The organism is Microbacterium sp. STRO-2N, from assembly GCF_057747775.1.
The window spans coordinates 3,409,999-3,431,906 of the sequence record NZ_CM173223.1; the positions used below are offsets into that span (position 1 = coordinate 3,409,999).

Genomic DNA, 21,908 nt, shown 5'->3' on the forward strand with positions numbered 1-21,908 from the left:
GTCGGGAGAAGTCGGTAGGGCATTCCACGGGCATCAGAACAGCGTCCGCGCCTCAGAGTCGTTGAGGAGGTCCGGATCGGGCACGAGCGCCTTGCTGGCCACGGTCGCCACAGACTGGTGAGGCATGTGGAACCCGAAGTCCTCGGCGACCGCCTTCTTGAGCGGACGGGAGAGGATGTTGTGCGCGGCCCAGCGGGCGAACCGCGGCCGCTTCATGATGAAGCGCGCGAGCTCCCATGCCCGATCCAGCAGCTGCTCACGGGGCAGCACATCGCTGACTACGCCCCACTCCAACGCCTTGTCTGCCGGAATCGACTTGGCACCGTAGATGTAGTACGCGGCCCGCTTGGGACCCATGAGCGCCTGGAGCGCCAGCGCCTGGCCGTCGCCGGGCGCCGTCCCCAGCCAGAAATGTGGGTCCATGAAGTCGGCGTCCGGTGCCGACAGGGTAATGTCCGAGAGCACCGCGAACTCGGTGTGCACTCCGGGACCGTTGACCACGGCGATCGTCGGGATGTCGATGCTGCTGACGAAGCTCTCGATAACCTTCCAACCGTCGTAGAAGCGCTGGTACAGCAGATCGGGATCAAGGTCCGAGGCGGGGCGAGGGTTGTGCCGCCGCGGATTGCCGACCATCCACTTGTCTCCGGTGCCGGTGATGATGAGCACCTGGTTCTCCGGGTCGTTGCCGACCTCCTGCCACACCCGCGGCCACACGTTGTGCGCGGCGTGGGTGTGCACGTACGGACCGTCATCGGTATGCAGACGGATCTCGATGATGCCGTCCTCGCGTTTCATCCGAAAGAAGTCCGCGTACCTCGCTGAGTACTCCTCGAACGCGGGCGGGGCGAGGTAGCCCTCCCACTCGGATGCGGGATCGAATGCCATGGTTCGGCCTCCATGTCGTGGTCGTGCGGGCTGACGCCCGGCGCGTGACTTGTAAAGTACACCCATCAGTGTGCTTTTGGGAATGGTTACGCTGGTCGTCATGTCCCGAGCCATCGCCGCAGTCCAAACCCCTGGCCGCCGCCAGCGCTCCGAGGCCAAACGAACCGCGATCCTCAACGCCGCCGAAGCGCGCTTCCTCGCGGACGGCTACGAGAAGGCAAGCATGGACGTGATCGCGGCGCAGGCCGGCGTTTCCAAGCGCACGATGTACGACCACTTCGGCGAGAAAAGCACCGTGTATCTTCGCGTCGTCGAACGCGTGCACGCCGCCGTCGTCGATACCGTGGCCACGGCCATCGACGAGGAGCTGACACCCGGCCGTGACCTCGGCGAGGGACTCTCGGCGTTCAGTCGACGCGTGGTGGCCGGAGCATTCCCCTCGTCGGACTACGTGACGTTCCGGCGACTGACCGCCGAGCGCGCGGCACCGAGCCTGGCGGCGAGCACGAGCGACCGGCCGGAGCGCATGCTCGCCAGACGCTTCGCGCAGCTCGCGGACGACGGCGCATTGCGAACCGACGATCCGGAGCTCGCCGCCCGCCACTTCAGTGCCCTCACGGTCGAGTTATGTCTTCGCGCGGTGGACGCCGGCGCCGACGACGCAGAGATCTTCCGTCTCCTCGACCGCGGCGTCGCCGCTTTCGTGCGCGCGTACGCCTAACCTCGCTCGGGCATCAACGGCACAGTCCGCACCGCGCGACCATCACCGTCAAGCACCCGACCGAGCAGCTTCACCATCTGTAGTACGACGGTGCGATCCAGAATTCGCAGCTCCGGGAGTTCCTGGCCCAGGCGCCATTCGAACTCATGCGCCTCGGCCGTAGAACGCAGCCACGCGTCGATCACGACATTGAACGGCCCGGCTGCAAAGCTTGCTGCGCGCACCCCGGGGAGAGCTCGGAGCCGGTCTTCCGCGGAGCGGAGATCCTGGACATCAAGCGAGCCGAAATACATCGCCCACACTGAGCGTCCTGAAAGTTCGTGAGACACGTCGCATCGCAGCGTCACGAGCCCTCCGTGTTGCAGACGGGTCAGTCGCCGTCCCACCGCGAGCGAGCCTACGCCACTGCGTTCAGCAAGCCGCTCCAATGGCATCCGGCCGTTCTCGTGCAGGGCCGCGACGATCCGCCGGTCAATATGGTCCAGCACACCGGGCGTCGACGCCTCCGACGTCGGATGCCCCCTCAACCGTCGCTTCTGTTCAAAGGTCAGCGCGCCGTCCCGCCAGCGACTGACCTCTAGCGCTGAGCGCGTCAGAATATGACTGCGCACGCGGGCGATACCGGGCACGCGAGGCACCAACCCCAGCAGATAGGTCGACAACGCCTCGAGAGTCTCAGTCTGCACAAGCACCACAACGTCGCGAGCGCCGCTGGTCACCTTGATCGTCGCCGCCTCACGATCAGCAGCCAATCCATGAGCAACATCGATCGACCGGCCGGGCTGGCAGTCGATCTCGACGAGGGCGCACACCGGCGTGGCCCCTCCTGACGGGTGCGCGGTTACCCAGGCGATGCCGGCGGCCTCCATCCGCGCCCACCGACGACTCACAGTAGAGGGATCAACCCCGAGCACGAGCCCTACATCGCGCCACGTTTCACGTGGCGATGTACGCAACGCATCGATGATCGCGATGTCAAGCTCGTCCACACCCATCTGCGCCACCTTGAGATCCTTTCTTGCATGTACAGGTCACGTGTAAAGGAAATCATGCAATTTGCCGCACCCGCTCGCGCTCAACCTTATCGTCGCCGTCACGATCGCTATTTGAAGGACTAAGCGCCATGCCAGACTCAGCCGCTCTGCGGATCAGCAACGTCCGCCTTATCGATGGCGTCCGCGATGACGTCGTCGAGGATGCCGTCTTGGAGGCGGACGCAGCAGGAGTCATAACGTATGCAGGCCCCGCGTCCGAAGCACCCGCTCGGCGTCCCGGGCAGAACGAGATCGACGGTCGCGGGGGCACGGCGCTACCGGGACTGTTCGACTGCCACACGCACCTCGGCATGCCGTCCGACCGCTCGATCATCGAGGTTGCCCTGATGACCGACCCGGTTGCAGCCACACTGGATACAGTCAGTCGCCTGGAGCGGACGCTTCAAGCTGGCATCACCTCGGTACGCGACCTCGGGGCGCTAGCTGTTGGATATCGGGACGCAGTAGTCGGGGGGCGGATCGCCGGCCCCCGTATCCAGACCTCGGTGGCCGTGATCAGCCACACCGGCGGGCACGCCGACACCACACTTCCCAGCGGCAAGAACCTCGATCTGGACTCGTGCATCCTCGCCGACGACGTCACAGGCGCGCGGATCGCGGTACGAGAGTTGCTGCGGGCAGGCGCTGACGTGATCAAGATTTGCACAAGCGGGGGCATCAGTAGCGCTCGAGATGATCCAGACGATCAGGGTCTGCTCGACGAGGAGATCAGGGCCGTCGTCGACGAAGCGCAACGTCATGGTGGACGGACCGTCGCCTCGCACGCGCAGGGTCGGGCAGGAATTCTGTCGGCCCTGCGCAACGGAGTCCGCTCGGTCGAACACGGCTTCGGCATCGACCAGGAGGGCATCGATCTGCTGGGCGAACGGGATGCCTATCTTGTGCCGACGCTTTCCGCTGTGTTCCAGCCACTCGATCCGGCCAAGACCACGCCCTGGAAGTACCAGAAGAAGCTGCGCTGGAACGCGATCGCCAAGGAGAACATCGCCCGCGCGATCTCGCAAAAGGCGCAGATCGCGACTGGAACCGACGCCGGGATCACTCCGCACGGCGAGAATACACTCGAGCTGACATATCTGGTCGAGCTCGGCATGTCGCCGATGGACGCTATCCGAGCCGCCACCGCGACCAGCGCCCGTCTTCTGGGAGTTGATGACCGCCTCGGCACCCTTCGCCCCGGGCGGATTGCGGACATCGTGGTGTGCGCGACCGACCCACTCCTTGATATCCGGGCGCTCGGTGACCCCGCGCGCATCACCCTCGTCGCTCAGCAGGGCGTCGTCCGCTCCACCCGTCTCGGCACCCGGACCGCAGATGGACTCAACGAAGAGAGAAGCAACCGATGACAGAAACCAGCTCACCCCTCACTACCGGCACACGGACCGTCCCGCTTCACGAGCGCTGGACAACCCGCGTCGTCGGCTACGTGTCCATCCTCATCCTCGTCAACGTCATGGTCGACAGCGTCCTGGCCGCGCCGACGTTCGTGCTCCCCCACCTCGCCCGCGCGTTCGAGACCAACCAGTTCGCCTGGATCGGGGCCAGCGCAATGCTCGCCGGCGCCATGTGGTCGCCGCTGCTCGGCAAGAGCGCCGATATCTACGGCAAGCGCCGCGTGCTCGTTATCACCTTGCTTGCGGCGGCGCTGGGCGGGCTCGTGTGCCTGTTCGCACCGACCCTGTGGGTATTCGTCGTCGGACGGCTTCTACAGGGCGCGGCAGTAGCGTCGCTGTTCCTGACGGTCGCGATTATCCGTGACATCTGCTCGCCCAAATTCGCCCTCGGTGTCACCGGCATCGTCACGACCGGCTCTGCCATCTTCGGCATCGCCACACCGTTCATCCTCGAGCCGGTGATCGAGATCTTCGGCTGGCAGGCCGTGTTCGTCATCTCCGCTTCCTTCGCCATTCTCGCCGCGCTGCTGGTGCGCTTGATCGTTCCCGAGAGCCACATTCGTACGCCCGGCCGAGTGGACGTCCTCGGCGCCGTCGTCCTCGGGGTCGGCTTGGCCGGTGTGCTTGGCTACATCAGTCTCGGACAGGTGTTCGGCTGGGCCGGTGCGGGTTCGCTCGTCGCCCTGGCGATCGGCGTGGCTGCGCTGCTGTTCTGGTTCTTCGCGCTGAGCCGTCGGCCGGAGCCGATCATCGACATCCGCGGAATCTCGCTGGCGCTCGGGCTCGGGCTACTCGTCGTGGTGATGGGCACCGGCGCCTACCAGAGCAAGCTTCAGCTGATTAGCATGCTGGTGGACGTGTCCCCCGAGCAGGGTCTCGGCTACGGCCTCGCCAGCCCGCTCGCCCTTGGTCTGTTGTTCGGCGTCCCCTCGATCGGCATCGCTCTCGGCGGCATCGGTGCCGGCTACCTCGCCAAGCGCATCGGCCCCGCGTGGTGCCTCGGCATCGCGATCCTCACCGGCACGGCCGCTACAGCGCTGATGTTCTTCGGCGACGGCCCCAACAACCTCGCGGTAGCCGTCCCCGCCTCGTTCCTACTCAGCCTGACAGCCGGCAATCTCGTCACCTCCGGCTTCAACCTCGCCTCCATCCTTGCCCCACGCGAGCGCCAGGCAACCGTGTCCAGCATGGTGATGGTAATGATCGCGGTCGGTTCGGTGACGATGAACTTCGTCGGGTCGGCGATCCTCGGCGGGACGGCCACGATCGTCGACGGCGACGTGGTCAATTCCGCAACCGGCATCTTCGCCTACATTGCCACGATCGGATGCGTCTTCATCCTGGCGGCGATCCCCGCGTTCTTCCTCATCCGCAGGATGCGCAAACGGGTGGTCGTCGTCGGAACGGAGACGACCTCGATGAGCCACCTCTGACTCTGTACTGGCGTTCACCGCTCACGCTGCACACCGAGGAGAACCATGACCGAACTCGCCCCCGCTAGCCCCGCACAGGCGCGGCACCCGTACAGCCCCGTCCGAGAAAGCCCCATCGGATTGGTTTTCGTCTCCGGCCAACTTGGGCTGCGCGACGGCGCACTCGTCGACGGCGGCATCGCTGGACAGACTCGTCAGGTCTTCGTAAACCTAGAGACCCGGCTTGCGGCGGTCGGGCTCGGGTTGGCGGATGTCCTGAAGATCACGGTGTACCTGGTATCGATGACGGACCGCAATGCGATGGACCAGACATACCAGCAGTCCTTACCAGAGCCGCTTCCCGCTCGCACATGCATAGCCGTCGCAGAGCTGCCCTACGGTGCCCGCGTCGAGCTGGACGCAATCGCTGTGCGGAGCCGGACGGAATGAGGGAACTCGCCGTCTCCTTCGCCGACATCAGGGACGCGCACGAGAGGATCACGGGCTCCGTGGCACGTACGCCACTTCTGCCCGCCCAATGGGCGCCTGGGGATCTGTGGCTGAAGGCCGAGAACCTTCAACGCACAGGCGCATTCAAAGTCCGCGGCGCGACCCACGCCATCTCGCGGCTCGGAGCGGCGGAGCGCGCCCGCGGCGTCGTCACGCACTCCTCCGGAAATCACGGACAGGCCCTCGCGTGGGCGGCACGCGCCGCCGACATTCCCGTGACCATCGTGATGCCAGAGGGCGCCTCGCCAGTGAAGATCGCCGCGTCGCGCGCCCTCGGCGCGGAGGTGGTGAGCGCTGCCGTCGCTGAGCGCGCCGATCGTGCCCGCGAGCTAAGCGAAGAACGAGGCATGTCTCTGATCCATCCCTTCGACGACCCTGACGTGATCGCAGGTCAGGGGACGATAGGGATCGAGATCGCGGAGGATCTGCGCAAGATCGACACGGTACTCGTCCCCGTGGGTGGCGGCGGGTTGATCTCCGGGATCGCCGTCGCTTTGAGCACACTGTCGCCTCATACGCGGATTGTGGGGGTTGAGTCCGAGCTCGCCGCCGACGCTCGAGAGTCCCTCGCGCGTGGCCAGCGAATCGGCTGGGATGAGAAGAGGACACAGCGCACGATCGCGGACGGCACCCGTGCGCCCTCCCTGGGGACGAACACGTTCCCGATCGTGCAGCGCAGAGTGACAGCGATCGAGACGGTGACGGAGGATGAGATCCTCGTAGCGATGGGTCTGCTCGCTCGACGCTCGCGACTGGTCGTCGAACCCAGCGGGGCTCTCAGCGTCGCCGCCTACTTGACAGCGCCGGAGGCGTACGGCCGCACCGTCGCACTCCTCTCCGGCGGAAACGTTGACACGTCGATGATCGTTCGTGCCCTTGAGACGCTCGGGCGGCCGACGGCGTGAAGAGCCCGCAGCCCGAGACCCATCCTTCGGATCCGTCGGTGGTTCCCGCGGATGCGGCGGAGCGTCTCCACCTCATCCGAGAAGTGACGACTCTCGAGGAAGACACTGCCTGGATCGTTCTCGCCGCGACACCCACGGCGCATCACCATGCCGCTCCCATGACGGCGTCGGCGCTGGTCGAGCTCGTGCGTCAGCAGGTCGCCATGTGGCCCGCGCCTATCCCGCTCGCGAGCGAGCCGCCCCAGACTCTCCCCGATCGGTTGGTCTTTGCCCCCTCCGCACCTTCGACCGCACCTGGCGGGCGATACCGCTGCGCCTTAGGTGCCGATGGCTCGGCGCTTGTCGCCGTCTCCGTCGGCACTATCGCAACGAGCGCAACAAAAGACGACACCGTATGGGCCGTCGGCGAGGGCGCTGCCGTGTGGATCTTGCTTGCGGCGTTACGCCTTGGGGCCGCGTACGTCGACCGGTTCGGCGCCGAACATCTGGCGGTCGAGGCAGCAATTGTGCCGCCAACTAATACGCCAGTGGAGATCTGGAGCCACGATCGCGGCGTGTATGGCCCGACTGGCCAGCGAGCGGCGCAGCCGGCCCCATCCCGCTGCCTGATCTCCCACGCGGACTGCCTATCCCCCGCCCTGACGGGAGCGGCGAAGCCGGTGGTTTCCGGCGTACTCAACGCGTTCGGTCTTGCCGGCGACCGACACATCGACTCGACAGGTGCGCTACGTCGAAGCCGGTTCACCGGCTTCGACGAGCGCATCCGGGCCTGGGCCGACAGGCTGCAAGTACCGTCGCGTCCCTGACCCGGGTATCCGCGTCGCATCATCCCAACGGCTAACGGCGACCCCCGGCATCTTTGCGTCCATGGATGCACCGACGCTGGACCATCACGTGTCCTCGTCGGTGCATCCGCATCATCCGGCCGCCGACTGGCGCGACCTGATACAGGACGTTGCCGGTGCGGATTGAGACCTTGTTGCGGTACGTGACCCAGGGGGCTCACGAGCCGAGCGGCACCAAAAATGCGACGGGACCTTTTTGGCAACGGTACGATGGTGCGGGTGGGAGGCCCGATACCCCAGAGAAGCTCGCATTGGCGAGTCAACGATGTCGTTGCGTACGACAGGATGCGTGAGGTCGCCGTCGACGCGATCGCACTCTTGGGCATCACCGTCCGTGCCGACGGGCGGGCGGATGACGCGTGGGCAGAGCTGGCGAGTCTGCGGGACGAGGTCCTATCGGTGGACCCGTACGATCGCGCTGCGGTGACCGCGCTCACGAGTCGTATCGAGGGACTGATTCGTGACGCCGAGGGTCGTGCGTCATGAGCGCGGACGGACTGATAGGCACGACACCAGACGAGACCTTTCGGCGCGATATTCTTCCGCTGATCTTCCCGGAGGAAACCGCGAGCGAGGGCCCCGTCCTTGCGTTGCTCGCCGGGCAGCCCGGTTCCGGTCGGTCCCGCGCCGTCACGACACTGGTGCGCGATTCCCCGGGCATGGCGGTCCTTAACGGCGAAGAGTTGTGGGCGTTCCATCCGGCGTTCACACGGTGGAGGATGACCGGCGCGGACGCGGAGGCGAACGCAGCCGCCGCGCAGGTGGTGAGTGGCTGGGTGAGCGCGTGTATTCGATTCGCCCGAGATCACCGCCGCTCCCTAGTGCTCGAGGGAGCCTTCACGAACACTGCAGCTGCTGTTGGGACCGCAGAGCGGTTTGCGGCTGAGGGGTTCGCGACTCGCCTCGTAGCTGTGGGGTCCCGCCGGGCCGAGAGTCTGTTGTCTGTCGCATCAGGGTACCTCTCCGGTGTTCAGGCTGGTCGCCCAGCGGTGTTGACGACCCGGGCGATGCATGACGCGGGTGTCCAGGCGACGCGTGCGCTCGTCGCGTCGGTTGAGGAGTCGGGGTGGGCTGACCGGGTCACAGTCGTGAGTCGTGACGGCCGCGTGGTTTTCGACGCTGCGAAGTCCGGTGTTGGTCGAGGGTTCGCCGGCGCGGCGACGGCTCTTGCCTCGGCGCAGTCGGCGCGGATGAACAGGTTTGATGCGACTCAGTGGTTGAGCGAGTTGCATCACTCGACTCAGTTCGCGATGACTCGCCGGGCGTTGCCGGTCGAGGTGACCGAGTTGCTGGTCGATCTGCACGAGACCGCATTGCGGGAGGTGATTCCGGAGCTGCACGTCCCGGCATCCGGGAAGTTCGCCACCGCGATCGAGCAGAAGACGGTCGCGAGACTGGTCGGGCTTCGGCAGTCCATGAACCAGGCCCCGCGCGTCGATGTCGCCGCGCCGGCCGTGGCGGTCGAGGGCCCGGACCGCGGGGGCGTGTCGCGGTGAGTCGCCTCGTCGGCTACACCCGCGAGCTGACCCCCGGGGTGGGTGCGGACGCCGATGTTGCCAGCCTCACGCGGTCCGGCGCCGACCGGGTGTTCACGGATGATGCGTCAAGGGACCCGCGTGCGCGTCCCGGCCTCGCCGACTGTCTGGCGTTTCTCCGGGCGGGTGACGTGCTGGCAGTGCCGAGCGCGTCGCATCTGTCGCACGCGGTGACGCATTTCGTGACAACCGTCAGCGGGCTCACCGCTCGAGGGATCGGGTTCCGGTCGCTGGCGGAACCGGCGCTGTGCACCGGCGCGGAGCACACCGCGGATCCGGCGGAGGTGGTGGCCGCGTTGGAGGCGTTGCGGCGCCGGCTGGTGAGTGTGCGGACTCGGGCGGGTATGGAGTCGGCGGCGGCGACCGGGAAGCGTCCGGGCAGGCCGACGGTGATGACGCCGGAGAGGGTGGCGATGGCGGTGGAGCTTCGGAATCTCGGCCGGCCGGTCACCCATATCGCGCGTGTCCTCGGGGTGAGCACCAACTCGGTGCATCGTGCGCTCGCCAAGCGCTCGCAGCGCTGAGGAACTGACTCAGTGGTGGTCGCGGTTGCAGGCTTGGAAGTACCAGTAATCGGCGTCGGCTTCGGCACGAAGCCACGCCCTCTCGAGATACGCGACCTGTGCTTGCAGCGCGTCGACCTGGAGGGCAGCCTCCAACCACAGATCGATGAGACCCGTCGCGGAGCTTCCGTTCGCGGTCTCGGGTCCGGAGGTGTCCGCTCCAACAGAATGCGCATCGCTGGCCATCTCTATGTCCTCCTCCGTTCCTCGTTTGTTGACTGTGGTGGTGGCTTCCTGGCATGTGGCGTCGTGTGCGACCGGAGCGTGTGGAGTGCCGGGTCGTGGAATACCGGAGGCCCGGAGCGCTAGCGGAGGGGTGAGGATATGCCGCGAAAGCCCGGCAGGGAACGCGTGGAGGGAGTTACGATGACCGGCCAGGAAGCCGCATCCGCCCGTTCGCTGCTCCCGCCCAGGCCGCAACCGGGTCTACGACTCGAGTGCGGCGCCCACGGGTATCGCGGCCGCGCAGGTGGCTGCGACCCAGGCGATGCCGGTGAGCAGGATGATGCCTCCCGTTGTCGCTGCGGCTGCGCGGAGACGGCTCTGCAGCAGGTGGCGAACGAGGACGACGATCAGCAGCACGATGATGATCGCGGCCACCACGGTGACGGCCAGGATCGGTTGCACCTGGGTGGTGAGATTCACGGGAGGATCCTTCCTCTGTGGAGGGTGGACGGGGCGTCAGGGGCTTTCGGGGATCGGGTGGGGGTCGGCGAGTGCGGCGAGGTAGCGGATGAACGCCTGCCGATCAGCGGCGGGTGTGGTGATCAGGGTGCGGACGGTTTCGCGTAGCTCGTCGAACGTCTCGGCGGGGAGAGCGGTGAGGGGTTGAAGGCACCAGGCGATGTCCTCGTCGACGGTGTAGCCGGGTTCGTCGCGGTCTTTGTCGGGGTGGTAGGTGAAGGCGCAGATCGCGACCCGGTAGAGGGTGGCTTCGGTGTCGGCGCGGTCGATCATGGTCGGGTCTCCGGTCGGGGTGGTCATCGGTTTGGTCCCATCGCGGTGTGCGGGGTGAGCCCCGGGTGTGGGGCGGCGGGGTCGAGGTGGTGGGTTCGGCGGGGTGGGTCGCGGTGACGGAGCCGGTCGTTGATGTCTTTGGCGATCGCGTCCATCCGGGCGTTCTCCACTGCCTCCCGCATGTCGCGCCCGGAGATCTTCTGGGAGGCGAGGTAGCGGCGGACCTCGGCGAGTCGACCGCGCCGCGCATGGCTGAGGTCGGTGGCGAGGGCGTGCTCGATCCGCGCTCGGGCGCTGTCGCGCAGGAACGCGGCCACCAGTTCGTCAGGTGTCGGCTGCAGCAGCGTGGGCGAAGGTACCGGTCCGCGCCGCATCGCCGCGATCTCCTCGGGTGTGCGCTCCCGGGCGAAGAATTCGTCGGCGGCGGCGGCGTTGGCCTGTCGCTGCGCGGCGGGGGTGGTGCGGATTCGGCGGGGCGGGAGTCCGGCTTCCTTGCGGCGCTTCTCGCGTTGTTTCCAGGCCCGGTTGCGGGCCAGGATAGTGTCTCGGTTCGCCTGGTAGTAGGCGCGTTTTTGTGCCTTGAGCTGCTCGGCATGGGTGGCGTAGTAGGCGCGGGACGCCGCACGGTGCGCTTCGGGGTTCTCGCGGCGCTTGGCGCGGAGCTGGGCGTTGAGCCGGTCTTTGTTCGCTTCGCGCCATTCTCGCTGCCGCGCGTTCTGTGCGGCACGGTACCCGTCGGGGTCCTCGGCGCGTTTCCGGGCCCGCCAGCGCCGCTGATACTCGGTGTACTGGTCATTATGCGTCTCGTAGTAGCGGCGCTTCGCCGCGAGTTTCGCTTGTCTGCGGGCCCGTTCCGCGGCCATCCGCGGGGCGTGCTCCCGCATGTACTCCCGGTTCTTCGCCCGGATCTCGTCCCGGCGCTCGCTGTCGTACGCGGCGCGGTAGGCGCGGATGTGGTCGGCGTTGCGTTGCCGCCACTGCCGCTTGTACTCCCGGATCCGCTCCGCGTTCCGTTCCCGGTACGCGCGGCGGGCCTGCCGGTCGCGTTGCTTGCGGTCACGCTCCCTATCGTCGGCCGGCTGGGTGGCGGGAGGTGTCGCCGGTTCGCGCCTGTCGTTCGAGGGTGGGGTTTGGGGAATGGTCATGTCCGTGTCGGCCCGCGTGTAGCGGTGGTTGGTGTCCAGATGTCGTCGAGCAGCGAGCTGGCGGGGGCGAACCGGTTGCGGATGCGGCGGGGTGGTCCCAGCGGGAACCGGCGGTCCGCGTCCGTGGTCGAGCGTTTCCCTTTCGGGTGGTACTCGTCGAACAGGCGGCAGTCCGGGTCCTGGCGGATCCAGTGGCAGCGGATGCCCCACCAGACCGTGAGCTCGAGCTCCGCCTCCTCGATGGAGTTCGCCCAGACACCGGCGACGCGCCCGTCGCCGAGTTGTGCGGTGTGCCACGCCCGGGCGCCGGGGCGGATTCCGCGAGCGGTCAACGTGTCGTCGATCAGCGCGCGCCCGGCGCGGCAGTCCTCATCGGTCGCCCGGTCGCCGCGGATCGGGACCGCGTCCCGGATCCGTTGTCCTGCTTCCGCGATCGTCTCGCCCGGCACCGGGCTGCTCAGCGGGTTCACCATGGCCCCGACAGGTGGCTGGCGAGGCGTTTGATGAGGTCGGGCTGGAACCCGGACCAGTGGTCGTGATCGTCGACGACCACGACCGGGGCGCGAGAGTAGCCGAGCTCGATGGTGACGTAAACTCGGGCGGTGGCGTTCGCGTCGTCCGTAAGGTCGACATCGGTGAACGGAATGCCGGCGGCGGTGAGCAGCCGCTCCGTGAGCGCGCACTGCAGACACCCCGCCCCGGTCGTGTACACGGTGACTGTGGTCATCGCGACACCTCCAGGTCTCGCGAGCCACCGGGTGAAGCGTGCGGTGCCGTGAAGACGTCGAGTCGGGCGCCGGTGGGGTGGACGTGCCGGCGGCCTGGATCCCACGGCGCCGCTCCCCGGGAACCAGGCCGCGGACCAGCACCTTCATCCGGAACGACCGGAGTCGCGGGGCGCAGCGCCACCAAAGCTTCAGCGTCCGCAGACACGGGAGGCTGCGGGTGCGTCATTGCCGGGGTTCTTGAGTGCGGCACGTCTGTTCTCCCGGACTCCGGGTGTTCCGGGGTTCGGGTGTCCGGGAAGGCGGGAGCGCGGGAGGTGCGGAGTTCGGAAGTCACGGACTCCCGGAGTTCGTCCTCCGTCGAACCGCGAAGCTGGTCGGCATGAGCGAGCAGCAGGTCGATCGCGACCCGGATGAGGGTGTTCTCGGTGATCCGCTCCGTCTTCACCCGGCGGCGGCGCATCAGCGACTTCACCAACGCGGTGAGCGCGACATCCTGGTCCGCCCGTACCCGGGCGTCTTTCCGGGTCAGCCGCGCGAACTTCGCCAGACCCCGCTCCTCCGCCGGCGTCTCCGCGTCCACCCGGGCACGGGCATCACTCAGCCGGCGGGCGAGATCGACCTTTCCCATCGTCACCACCACCGTCCGGCCATCGCGGGGGCGAACTGCTGGGACACCTCGAGCCCGACCCGGGTGACATCGGCGATCGCGCCGGCGGTGCGGCGGTTGTCCCGCAGCGTGGTCACCAGCTCACCGAGCACCGGCGCGTCCGACTGCGTCTTGTACTGCCGCAGGTACGCGTCGAACCGCGGCACCCCCCACGTGGAGTCCAGCAGCTCCCGCCACCTCTCCAGCTGGGAGGGGATCCGCGCGTCGATGCGGTTCAGCAGCACCCCGTACCGCAAATGCCGTGATTCGATCAGCCGGCTGATCGTGCGCATCGTCGGCTCGACCGCGAGCGGCTCCGGCGTCAACGGCACCACTACGTAGTCCGACGCGTCCAGCACTGTCTCCAGCACCGGCGTGTCCTCGAGATTGCCGGGAGTGTCCACCAGCACGAAGTCGTACTCCGCGCGCAACTCCCGCAGGCGGACGAGCAGCTTCGGGCTCGCGCTGCCTGCGAAATCGAACGGCAGCCGGTCGCGGGCGTTCTCCGCCCACCACACCGTCGACTGCTGCCGGTCCACATCCACCACCAGCACCCGGAACCGCCGCGACATAGCCGCTGCAAGTTGCATCGTGACAGTGGTCTTCCCCACCCCGCCCTTCTGATTCGCGATCGCGACGACCCGCATCGGCGCGTCACCGATCGAGTTCGTCGAGAGCGCCGCTGGGCGCTCAACGGTCGTCGACATGAGGGCCACCGCCTTCGAGGCTTTCGAACCACGCCTCAAGGTCGTCGAACGGGTACAGGATGATCCGCCCCACCTTGTAGAACCGAGGCCCCGTCTTCTTGTACCGCCATTCCGCCAGCAGCTTCGGCTTCAAACCCGGGATAAGCGCGGCCACGTCGTTCGGGGTCAGAAGCTCCTTGCTGAGCACCGGTTCCGCCGGATTCGTCGCTGTCGACATCTCCCACTCCTTCTAGTGAACTCAGAATCGACTTGACAGCAGTACACGCCTAAAAAGTATGGTTAGTCAAGAGGTTCTGTAGAACGCGTTTGCGGCACGGCAAACTAAGGGGGTGAAGGTCGACGTGAAGACAATCGACGGCAAGAAGATGGCAGCCACGCACGCCACACAGCCGCTCGGGGCCGCATTGCGCATCGCACCCAGCTTCGTCGCGACCGCGGTCGACGACACCGCGGGCGTGGAAACCACCATCGAGGCGCACTACAGCCCCGACCGGGGGCGCTACCTCATCACCACCATCGTCAACCGCGCGATCGCCGAGAACTTCAGCGAGTACCGGCTCAAGCACGCCGCACCGCAGGCGATCCTGCAAGCCGCTGTCCCCCACTGCATCGCGCTACGGCTCGACGACGACCCCGACGCGGAGTGGACCGCCATCGCAGACCTCACCGCCGACGACGGCCGGATCATCCCGCCATGGCTGGCTCAAGCCGTCGTCAAACGCGGCATGAAAGACGAGAGGTGGGAAGTCGTCGAGATCCTCTACGGCACCGCCGCCCTCGCAGAACTGCCACCGGCTAAGCTCGTCTCCCTCGAACTCGACGTTCCCGAACGCACCGCCAACTACTGGATCAACTCCGCCCGGGCCGCCGGGTGGCTGGCCGGCATGACGTCCAACGTCGGCCGCCCGGCGGATGGGTAGCGTCAGCCCCTACTCCACGAGCGCGGGCAGGCGCTATCGAGTCCGGTACCGGCGACCCGACGGCACACAGACCGACAAACGCGGATTCAAGACAAAACGCGACGCGGAGCTCTTCCTCGCAAGCGTGGAACTCACCAAAGCGCAAGGGACATTTCTCGACCCCAGCCGCGCGCGAGTCACAATCGGCGAACTGGGCCCCGCATGGTTGGCGGCGAAGCACGCCGCTCTCAAGCCGTCTGCCTATGCGCCACTCGAGGTCGCATGGCGGCTGCGCGTGAAGCCACGCTGGGGTCGCGTCGCGATCACCGACATCATGCACTCCGACGTCAAAGGCTGGGTTGCAGAGTTGAACCGGCAGCTAGGCGCGTCCGTGGTCATCCGGACCTACGGCGCGCTCGCCTCGATCCTCGACGACGCAGTCCACGACAGAAGAATCGCACTCAATCCTGCACGCGGCGGCAAGATCGGCCTGCCGAAGAAGATCGCCTCACGCCACGTCTACCTCACTCACCGTCAGGTAGACCGGCTCGCCAAGGCCAGCGGCGACAACGCGACGCTGATCCGCACGCTGGCCTACACCGGCATGCGCTGGGCCGAGGTCGCAGGGCTGCGAGTGCAAGCGATCGACTTCGGCAAGTCCCGAATCTGGGTCACGCAGAACGCCGTCGAAGTCGGCGGCGAGTTCTTCGAGGGGACACCCAAGTCCCACAAGATCCGCGACGTCCCGATGCCGCCATTCCTACGCGACGAACTAGAGCGCCGGGTTGAGAAGCTCCCGCTGGACGCGTTGGTGTTCCCGAGCAAGTCCGGCACGTTCATGAAACGCGTGCGCACAAGCGCGCACTCCAAGTCGTGGTTCAAGACCGCAGCCGAGGCGGTCGGGGTTCCCACCTTGCATATCCACGACCTCCGGCACACTGCCGCCTCGCTCGCCGTTCAAGCCGGCGCGAACGTGAAGGCGATCCAGCGTATGCTCGGCCACGCGTCCGCAGCGATGACCCTCGACGTGTACGCCGACCTCTTCGACGACGATCTCGACGCCGTATCTAGCGCGCTCGATCGTTCAAGAGCCGCACAGCTTGGTAGCGACGCCTGAAGTCCCATCCCGCAACGGATGTGGGCAAAATGTGGGCACGGACCGCACAGTGGATCGCGCGCATCCCAGAAATCCGCAGAAAATCAAGGCTCTCTGACGCGGACGTATGGCGGAGACGGAGGGATTTGAACCCTCGGTCCCCTTACGGGGACTCCACCTTAGCAGGGTGGTGCACTAGGCCTGACTATGCGACGTCTCCAGGCATTCGGACGGCCGGGCCGGCGAACACACCTGGCAATCATAACCGCTGCGCGCGCGAGCGCAGAACCGAGGACTCAGTCCTCCGGCAGGGTACAGGTGGTCTGCGCTGCGGTCTGGCCGGCGATGTCCGACGGCAGCGCCACCCGCTGCTCACCGGCGGGAGCGGTCGGCTCGACCGGCGCCGCCTCCGAGCCCTCGGGCGCCGGAGTCGACCCCACCTCGGTCCCGGCGTCCGGGGCCGGAGGCTGCGCGACCTCGCCCGTCACCTCGACGCCGTAGCCCTGGCTCGCGTCGCCCGTCAGGGTCAGCGGCTGGTTGGCCGCGAGCGCGGCGAAGAGGGCGTCCGCGGCATCCGTAACCGGCTCCACCCGCGTGCCGTCGCTGGAATACACGGTCGGGTACTGCACGAACACGATGTCTTGGAACGGCACGTCCTTGACGGCCATCGCGATCTGCACCATGAGGGTGGGGTTGGTGAGGCCCGAGCTGAGCACGAGCTGGCCCGCCTGCACCTGCGCGATCGCGGTGGTCGCGAGGTTGAACAGTCGGCCGGGGTCGGCGAGCACCGCGTCGGACTGGAGCTTGCGCACCATCGACGACATGAACTGCTGCTGGTTCGAGATGCGCCCGAGATCGGAGCCGTCGCCGATGCCGTGGCGGATGCGCAGGAACTGCAGCGCCTGCACGCCCTCGAGCGTGTGGGTGCCGGCGGTGAGGCTCAGGCCCGTGTGCGAATCGCTGATGTCGCCCGCGACGCACACGTCGACGCCGCCGATCGCGTCGGACATGTTGATGACGCCGGTCCAGCGGATCGCTCCGGCGAAATGGATCTCCTGCTTCGTGAGGGCCTCGACGGCCAGCACGGTGCACGCCAGCCCGCCGTACTGGTACGACGCGTTGATCGGCTGCGATGCCATGGCCGAGTAGTTGCCGCTGCCGTCCTCCTTGGGGCACGACGGGATCGGCACGAGCATGTCGCGCGGGAACGACACGACGGTCACGCGCCGCGGCTCGTCCGAGATGTGCACAAGCATCGTGACGTCGTTGCGCTCGCCTTCGGTGTCGCCTCGCTGGCAGGCGGTCGAGAGCTGGGCGTTCTCGCCCTCGCACGAATCGGTGCCGGCCAGGAGCAGGTTCACACCGCCCTCGATCGCGCCGAGCGACGGCGGGAGCGGCTTGTCCTCGTCGAGCACGACGGCGTTGGCGGTCACCGTCTCCGCCGCATTCCAGACGCTGTAGGCGGTGACGCCGGTCGCGCTCAGGCCGACGACGCCGAGCACGACGCCGAGCATGGCGAGCATCGTGACGAACGGATGCCGCGTCGGCAGTACGCCGTGACGCGCGAGCGGTGCGCGGCCCTCTCTCGAGGACCGGTCCTGCGCTGCCATCAGTCGTCGGCCCTCACGTTGCCGGCCGAGCACGTCTGCTCGGCGGCGGACTGGCCGGGAAGGTCGTCGATCGGCACGGCCGCCTCTGTCGGCGCGGGGGTTCCGGTGGCGGTCGGATCGGGCGCGGTCTCGACGGGCTCCTCCGTCGGCTGCGGGTCGACGGTGACGACGCCGCCGGTGTTGTTCTGGTCGTTCGTCAGCTCGATCGGCTCGTTCGCGGCGAGCGCCGCCCACAGCTCTTCGGCCTTCTCGTAGTTCGGCACGACGCGGTCGACGTCGGCGGGGTCGGTGAAGACGGGGTACTGCACGAAGTTGATGTCTTCGAACGGCACGCCGCGGACGGCCATCGCGATCTGCACGAGGGTCGAGGGGTTCGCGAGCGACTCGCTCTTGGTGATGTTGTCGACGGCGGTCGTCGCGAGCCGGTACAGAGCCGCGGGGTCCGACAGGACCTCTTCGCTCACGAGCTTGCGGGCGAGACTCGACATGTACTGCTGCTGGTTCGAGATGCGCGCGAGGTCGCTTCCGTTCTCGAGGCCGTGGCGCGTGCGCAGGAACTGCAGCGCCTCGACGCCTGAGATGGTCCTCGGTCCGGCCGGCCAGTTGATGCCGGTGTAGTGGTCGCGGATTCCGCCGTTGCCGATGCAGACGTCCACGCCGCCGATCGCCTCGGTGATGTTGATGACGTTGCCGAAGCTGACCTTGGCCGCGAACGGGATGTTCTCGCCGCTCAGCTCGGAGATGGTCTTCGCGACGCACGACAGGCCGCCGCGACCCCACGCCTCGTTGATCTGCGACTTCGAGGTCTCGGGGCTCACCGAGCCGTCCTCGCGCGTGCACGACGGCAGCGGGATCATGAGGTCGCGCGGGAACGACACGACCGTGACGCGCCGCGGGTTGTCGGCGATGTGCACGAGCATGTTGACGTCGTTGAGCTGCCCCTCGGCGTCGGCGCCCGTGCAGCGGTCGCCGAAGATGTAGGCGTACTCCTCTTCGCACTCGTCGGTGCCGACCAGCAGCAGATCGACGCCGCCCTCGATCGCTCCGATGTCGGGCGGCACAGGGCCCTGGCCCTCGAGTTCGACGCCGCCCTCGGCGAAGCTCGCCGCGAGATCGTACGCGGCGTATGAGGCGACGCCGATGCCCGACACGAGCACGACCGCGACGACGACTCCCAGGATCTTGAGGATCGTTCCGAACGGATGCGGAGACGAGAGCTCACCGTGACGTGCCACCGTGCGGCGGCCACGCCTCGGGTGCCTGCTCGTCTCGCTCACTCGGTTCCTCTCGGGATGCTTGCGCGGTCCACCCCTCCGGACCTTCTTGAGCGGAGGGTGTGGGATTCGAACCCACGGGACATCTCTGCCCACTGGTTTTCAAGACCAGCTCCATCGGCCGCTCGGACAACCCTCCCGACCGATCCCACCGCGAGGGCGGCATCCGTCGAACAGGCGTCGAGTCTAGCCGACAGCACTGTCGCCTCATTCTTCCAACGACGCCTGTGCAAGCTCTGAAAGACGCACGGGATGCCGCTGAACCGGCGCGCCGGCAGGCTCAGCGACGAAAACCCGGACCAGTGAACGGAAACCCCGATCAGTGGAGGAAATCGGGTCAGAGCGCGCGGAGCACGGCCGCGACCCCGCCGGCCTGCACCGACGCGGTGATCTCGCCCGCGGCATCCCGCACCTCCTCGGGGCCCTGCTCCATCGCGACCGCGCGGCCGCCGCGCTCGAGGGCCCAGCGGAACATGCCGAGGTCGTTGCGACCGTCGCCCATCACGAGCACGTGCGCGGGGTCGATGCCGAGCTCGGTGCGCACGCGCTCGAGGCCCGTGCTTTTGTCGATGCCCTGCGGGGCGATGTCGAGCCAGGCCGTCCAGCCGACGGCGTATGAGACCTGGTGCAGGCCGATGCGCGCGACGAGGTCGACGAAGTCCTGCTCCTCCTGCTCGGGGGCGACGACCACGACACGGCACACCCGCTGCGCGCTGAGCTCGTCGAACGGCACGCGCCGGGCATGGGTGAGGTTCCAGTCGTCGAGGTGCTCGGTGTAAAGGCGCGTGCCGTCGGGCAGCTCGACGAGGTATCGCGCGTCGGGCAGGTGCTCGCGCAGCAGCGTCAGCACCTCGTGCGGGTCGAATGTCTCGACGTGCCACCGCTCGTATCGCGGCTCGCCGCCGGGGTTCGGGTCACCGATGCGCTTGAGCACGACGGCGCCGTTGGAGCACACGACGAACTCGGGAGCGATGTTCAGCGTGCGGAGGATGCCGTGGGTGCCCTCCCAGCTGCGCCCTGTCGCGAGCATCACCTCGTGACCGGCGCGGTGCGCGTGCTCGACGGCGTCGACGACACCGGGACTCAGCGACTCGTCCTCGAGGATGACCGTGCCGTCGATATCGAGGGCGATCAGCAGGCGCTCGACGACCGTCGGGGCTGCGGACGTCTCGCGCGCGAGCTCCTCGACGACCTCTGCCGCCTCCGCGGGCTCGACGACGTCGACCTCGCCGGTGTCGGGCAGGCGCGCCTCGGTGAAGGAGTCCTCGGCAGCGGGCGTCACGCGATCGGCTCCATGACCTCGAGTCCGCCGAGGAAGGGCCGCAGCACCTCGGGCACGACGACCGACCCGTCTTCGCGCTGATGGGTCTCGAGCATCGCGACGATCCACCGCGTGGTCGCCAGCGTGCCGTTGAGGGTCGCGACGTGCTGCGTCTTCCCGCCGTCGGGACGGTGACGGATGTCGAGCCGCCGCGCCTGGTAGGTCGTGCAGTTCGACGTCGAGGTGAGCTCGCGGTAGGCGTTCTGCGTCGGCACCCAGGCCTCGACGTCGTACTTGCGCGCCGCGCTCGACCCGAGGTCGCCCGCGGCGACGTCGATCACACGGTACGACAGCCCGAGGTCCTGCAGCATGCCCTCCTGCAGCTCGACGAGACGCGAGTGCTCGGCCTCGGCATCCTCCGGTGTCGTGTAGACGAACATCTCGAGCTTGTTGAACTGGTGCACGCGGATGATGCCGCGCGTGTCCTTGCCGTACGATCCGGCCTCGCGGCGGTAGCAGGTCGACCAGCCCGCGTAGCGCTTCGCGCCGCGCGAGAGGTCGAGGATCTCGTCCATGTGGTAGCCGGCGAGCGGCACCTCGCTCGTGCCCACGAGATAGAGGTCGTCCTCTTCGAGGTGGTACACCTCGTCGGAGTGCTGGCCGAGGAACCCGGTGCCGCGCATGACCTCCGGCCGCACCAGGGTCGGCGGGATGAGGGGTGTGAACCCGGCCTGCAGCGCGCGGTCGAGCGCGAGGTTCATGAGCGCGATCTCGAGGCGCGCGCCGATGCCGGTGAGGAAGTAGAAGCGGCTGCCCGACACCTTCGTGCCGCGCTCCATGTCGATTGCTCCCAGCAGCTCGCCGAGCTCGAGGTGGTCGCGCGGCTCGAACCCGAACACGGGCTTCTCGCCGTGCGTCCGCAGCGTCACGAAGTCGTCCTCGCCGCCCGCGGGCACGCCGTCGATGACGATGTTCTCGATCCGGGCGAAGGCGGCGTCGGATGCCTCTTCCGCGGCGGTGACCGTGTGCTGGGCCTGCTTGACCCGCTCGCTGAGCTCCTTGGCCTCGGCGACGAGCGCCGCCTTCTCTTCCTTGGGGGCCTGCGCGACCCGCTTGCCGTGCGCGTTCTGCGCGGCGCGGAGCTCTTCGAACGCCGTGATCGCGGCCCGCCGCGCGCGATCCGCTTCGAGGGCGGCGTCGACGGTGTCGGGCGACTCCCCGCGCGCCACCTGCGAGCGCTTGACCAGCTCGGGATTGTCGCGGAGGAGCACGGGATCGATCACCCTGCAAGCTTAGTCGGGCCCGGTGACGCGGCATCCGGGCGCTATCGAGGGCACCGTGACGAGGCATCCGGCGCCCCTTGCCGGCCTTCAGGTGGCACAACACGCGGAATCGACCGCGCCGCCCCGCGTGTCGCGACCCCCGAAACGTGCGGCGGCCCGATGACGCGCATCCGGGCGCAATCTCGGGCACCGTGACGAGGCATCCGGCGCCCCGCCGGCCTTCAGGTGGCACAACACGCGGAATCGACCGCGCCGCCCCGCGTGTCGCGACCCCCGAACGGGCGGCCGCTCACACTCAGGTGGCGCAACACGCGGAATCGACCGCACTACCCCGCGTGTCGCGACCCCCGAACGGGCGGCCGCTCACACTCAGGTGGCGCAACACGCGGAATCGACCGCACTACCCCGCGTGTCGCGACCCCCGAACGGGCGGCCGCCGATCGTGCGACGGCCCGGTGACGCGGCATCCCGGGC

25 protein-coding genes and 2 tRNA genes are annotated in these 21,908 nt (G+C 67.7%); 10 read left to right on the plus strand and 17 right to left on the minus strand.

All coding sequences use genetic code 11. From position 1 onward, the window contains the following. Nucleotides 1-33: 33 nt before the first annotated feature. Complete coding sequence (locus AC3ANN_RS15740) at nt 34-888, minus strand: enoyl-CoA hydratase/isomerase family protein (protein WP_488338327.1); 855 nt, start codon at nt 886-888, stop codon at nt 34-36. Nucleotides 889-988: 100 nt separating this feature from the next. On the opposite strand from AC3ANN_RS15740, the gene AC3ANN_RS15745 reads away from it, so the two are divergent. After that, on the plus strand, nt 989-1,609 hold the full coding sequence (locus AC3ANN_RS15745) for a TetR/AcrR family transcriptional regulator (protein ID WP_488338328.1): 621 nt from the start codon (nt 989-991) through the stop codon (nt 1,607-1,609). Here AC3ANN_RS15745 and AC3ANN_RS15750 read toward each other — a convergent pair. Then, nucleotides 1,606-2,604, minus strand: a complete 999-nt coding sequence (locus AC3ANN_RS15750; protein ID WP_488340848.1) for an Lrp/AsnC family transcriptional regulator — start codon at nt 2,602-2,604, stop codon at nt 1,606-1,608. The genes AC3ANN_RS15745 and AC3ANN_RS15750 overlap by 4 nt on opposite strands. A 128-nt stretch (nt 2,605-2,732) precedes the next feature. Between AC3ANN_RS15750 and AC3ANN_RS15755 the strand changes: the two genes are divergently transcribed. The 7 genes from AC3ANN_RS15755 (at nt 2,733) to AC3ANN_RS15785 (ending at nt 9,789) form a co-directional block, all read left to right on the plus strand. Next, on the plus strand, nt 2,733-4,010 hold the full coding sequence (locus tag AC3ANN_RS15755) for a metal-dependent hydrolase family protein (protein WP_488338329.1): 1,278 nt from the start codon (nt 2,733-2,735) through the stop codon (nt 4,008-4,010). Continuing rightward, nucleotides 4,007-5,491 carry an MFS transporter gene (locus tag AC3ANN_RS15760; RefSeq protein ID WP_488338330.1) on the plus strand — a complete coding sequence of 495 codons (1,485 nt, stop codon included), beginning with the start codon at nt 4,007-4,009 and terminating at the stop codon, nt 5,489-5,491. The genes AC3ANN_RS15755 and AC3ANN_RS15760 overlap by 4 nt, the downstream gene beginning before the upstream one ends. A 45-nt stretch (nt 5,492-5,536) precedes the next feature. Further along, nucleotides 5,537-5,920 carry a RidA family protein gene (locus AC3ANN_RS15765; protein ID WP_488338331.1) on the plus strand — a complete coding sequence of 128 codons (384 nt, stop codon included), beginning with the start codon at nt 5,537-5,539 and terminating at the stop codon, nt 5,918-5,920. Continuing rightward, entirely contained in the window at nt 5,917-6,885 is a 969-nt protein-coding gene (locus AC3ANN_RS15770) for a threonine ammonia-lyase (RefSeq protein ID WP_488338332.1), read from the plus strand. Before AC3ANN_RS15765 ends, AC3ANN_RS15770 begins: the two co-directional genes overlap by 4 nt. Then, entirely contained in the window at nt 6,882-7,691 is an 810-nt protein-coding gene (locus AC3ANN_RS15775; protein WP_488338333.1) for a hypothetical protein, read from the plus strand. The genes AC3ANN_RS15770 and AC3ANN_RS15775 overlap by 4 nt, the downstream gene beginning before the upstream one ends. Nucleotides 7,692-8,212: 521 nt before the next feature. After that, nucleotides 8,213-9,226, plus strand: a complete 1,014-nt coding sequence (locus AC3ANN_RS15780; RefSeq protein ID WP_488338334.1) for a zeta toxin family protein — start codon at nt 8,213-8,215, stop codon at nt 9,224-9,226. After that, nucleotides 9,223-9,789: a recombinase family protein gene (locus tag AC3ANN_RS15785; RefSeq protein ID WP_488338335.1), complete on the plus strand. Its 567-nt coding sequence runs from the start codon at nt 9,223-9,225 to the stop codon at nt 9,787-9,789. Before AC3ANN_RS15780 ends, AC3ANN_RS15785 begins: the two co-directional genes overlap by 4 nt. 9 nt (nt 9,790-9,798) lie before the next feature. On the opposite strand, the gene AC3ANN_RS15790 is transcribed toward AC3ANN_RS15785, so the two are convergent. The 9 genes from AC3ANN_RS15790 to AC3ANN_RS15830 form a co-directional block, all read right to left on the minus strand. Beyond that, nucleotides 9,799-10,014 carry a hypothetical protein gene (locus AC3ANN_RS15790; RefSeq protein WP_488338336.1) on the minus strand — a complete coding sequence of 72 codons (216 nt, stop codon included), beginning with the start codon at nt 10,012-10,014 and terminating at the stop codon, nt 9,799-9,801. A gap of 240 nt (nt 10,015-10,254) precedes the next feature. Further along, nucleotides 10,255-10,473 (minus strand): hypothetical protein, encoded by a 219-nt coding sequence (locus tag AC3ANN_RS15795; protein WP_488338337.1) that lies wholly within the window; start codon nt 10,471-10,473, stop codon nt 10,255-10,257. 36 nt (nt 10,474-10,509) lie between these two features. Beyond that, nucleotides 10,510-10,812 (minus strand): hypothetical protein, encoded by a 303-nt coding sequence (locus AC3ANN_RS15800; RefSeq protein ID WP_488338338.1) that lies wholly within the window; start codon nt 10,810-10,812, stop codon nt 10,510-10,512. Continuing rightward, nucleotides 10,809-11,930, minus strand: coding sequence for a hypothetical protein (locus AC3ANN_RS15805; RefSeq protein ID WP_488338339.1), 1,122 nt, complete (start codon nt 11,928-11,930; stop codon nt 10,809-10,811). The genes AC3ANN_RS15800 and AC3ANN_RS15805 overlap by 4 nt, the downstream gene beginning before the upstream one ends. Next, nucleotides 11,927-12,403: a hypothetical protein gene (locus AC3ANN_RS15810; protein WP_488338340.1), complete on the minus strand. Its 477-nt coding sequence runs from the start codon at nt 12,401-12,403 to the stop codon at nt 11,927-11,929. Before AC3ANN_RS15810 ends, AC3ANN_RS15805 begins: the two co-directional genes overlap by 4 nt. Then, a complete protein-coding gene (locus AC3ANN_RS15815; protein WP_488338341.1) occupies nt 12,397-12,657 on the minus strand; it encodes a glutaredoxin family protein in 261 nt (86 codons plus the stop codon). Before AC3ANN_RS15815 ends, AC3ANN_RS15810 begins: the two co-directional genes overlap by 7 nt. Continuing rightward, nucleotides 12,654-13,298, minus strand: a complete 645-nt coding sequence (locus AC3ANN_RS15820) for a hypothetical protein (protein ID WP_488338342.1) — start codon at nt 13,296-13,298, stop codon at nt 12,654-12,656. The genes AC3ANN_RS15815 and AC3ANN_RS15820 overlap by 4 nt, the downstream gene beginning before the upstream one ends. After that, nucleotides 13,289-14,011 carry a ParA family protein gene (locus AC3ANN_RS15825; protein WP_488338343.1) on the minus strand — a complete coding sequence of 241 codons (723 nt, stop codon included), beginning with the start codon at nt 14,009-14,011 and terminating at the stop codon, nt 13,289-13,291. Before AC3ANN_RS15825 ends, AC3ANN_RS15820 begins: the two co-directional genes overlap by 10 nt. Beyond that, nucleotides 13,995-14,228 (minus strand): helix-turn-helix domain-containing protein, encoded by a 234-nt coding sequence (locus AC3ANN_RS15830; RefSeq protein ID WP_488338344.1) that lies wholly within the window; start codon nt 14,226-14,228, stop codon nt 13,995-13,997. Before AC3ANN_RS15830 ends, AC3ANN_RS15825 begins: the two co-directional genes overlap by 17 nt. Before the next feature lie 112 nt (nt 14,229-14,340). Between AC3ANN_RS15830 and AC3ANN_RS15835 the strand changes: the two genes are divergently transcribed. Both AC3ANN_RS15835 and AC3ANN_RS15840 read left to right on the plus strand, forming a co-directional pair. After that, nucleotides 14,341-14,931: a hypothetical protein gene (locus AC3ANN_RS15835; protein ID WP_488338345.1), complete on the plus strand. Its 591-nt coding sequence runs from the start codon at nt 14,341-14,343 to the stop codon at nt 14,929-14,931. Between the two features lie 124 nt (nt 14,932-15,055). Next, on the plus strand, nt 15,056-16,027 hold the full coding sequence (locus AC3ANN_RS15840) for a tyrosine-type recombinase/integrase (RefSeq protein ID WP_488338346.1): 972 nt from the start codon (nt 15,056-15,058) through the stop codon (nt 16,025-16,027). Between the two features lie 107 nt (nt 16,028-16,134). Here the strand turns inward: AC3ANN_RS15840 and AC3ANN_RS15845 are convergent. The 6 genes from AC3ANN_RS15845 to serS all read right to left on the minus strand — a co-directional run bounded on the left by AC3ANN_RS15845 (nt 16,135) and on the right by serS (nt 21,434). After that, nucleotides 16,135-16,226 (minus strand) — tRNA-Ser (locus AC3ANN_RS15845). Nucleotides 16,227-16,302: 76 nt separating this feature from the next. Beyond that, the gene (locus tag AC3ANN_RS15850; RefSeq protein ID WP_488338347.1) at nt 16,303-17,616 is read right to left on the minus strand and encodes an LCP family protein; all 1,314 of its coding nucleotides are present in this window, start codon (nt 17,614-17,616) and stop codon (nt 16,303-16,305) included. Then, entirely contained in the window at nt 17,616-18,893 is a 1,278-nt protein-coding gene (locus tag AC3ANN_RS15855) for an LCP family protein (protein ID WP_488338348.1), read from the minus strand. The genes AC3ANN_RS15850 and AC3ANN_RS15855 overlap by 1 nt, the downstream gene beginning before the upstream one ends. A gap of 51 nt (nt 18,894-18,944) precedes the next feature. After that, nucleotides 18,945-19,029 (minus strand) — tRNA-Ser (locus tag AC3ANN_RS15860). Between the two features lie 198 nt (nt 19,030-19,227). Then, entirely contained in the window at nt 19,228-20,172 is a 945-nt protein-coding gene (locus tag AC3ANN_RS15865) for an HAD family hydrolase (protein WP_488338349.1), read from the minus strand. Continuing rightward, entirely contained in the window at nt 20,169-21,434 is a 1,266-nt protein-coding gene (serS, locus tag AC3ANN_RS15870; protein WP_488338350.1) for a serine--tRNA ligase, read from the minus strand. The genes AC3ANN_RS15865 and serS overlap by 4 nt, the downstream gene beginning before the upstream one ends. Nucleotides 21,435-21,908: the final 474 nt, after the last annotated feature.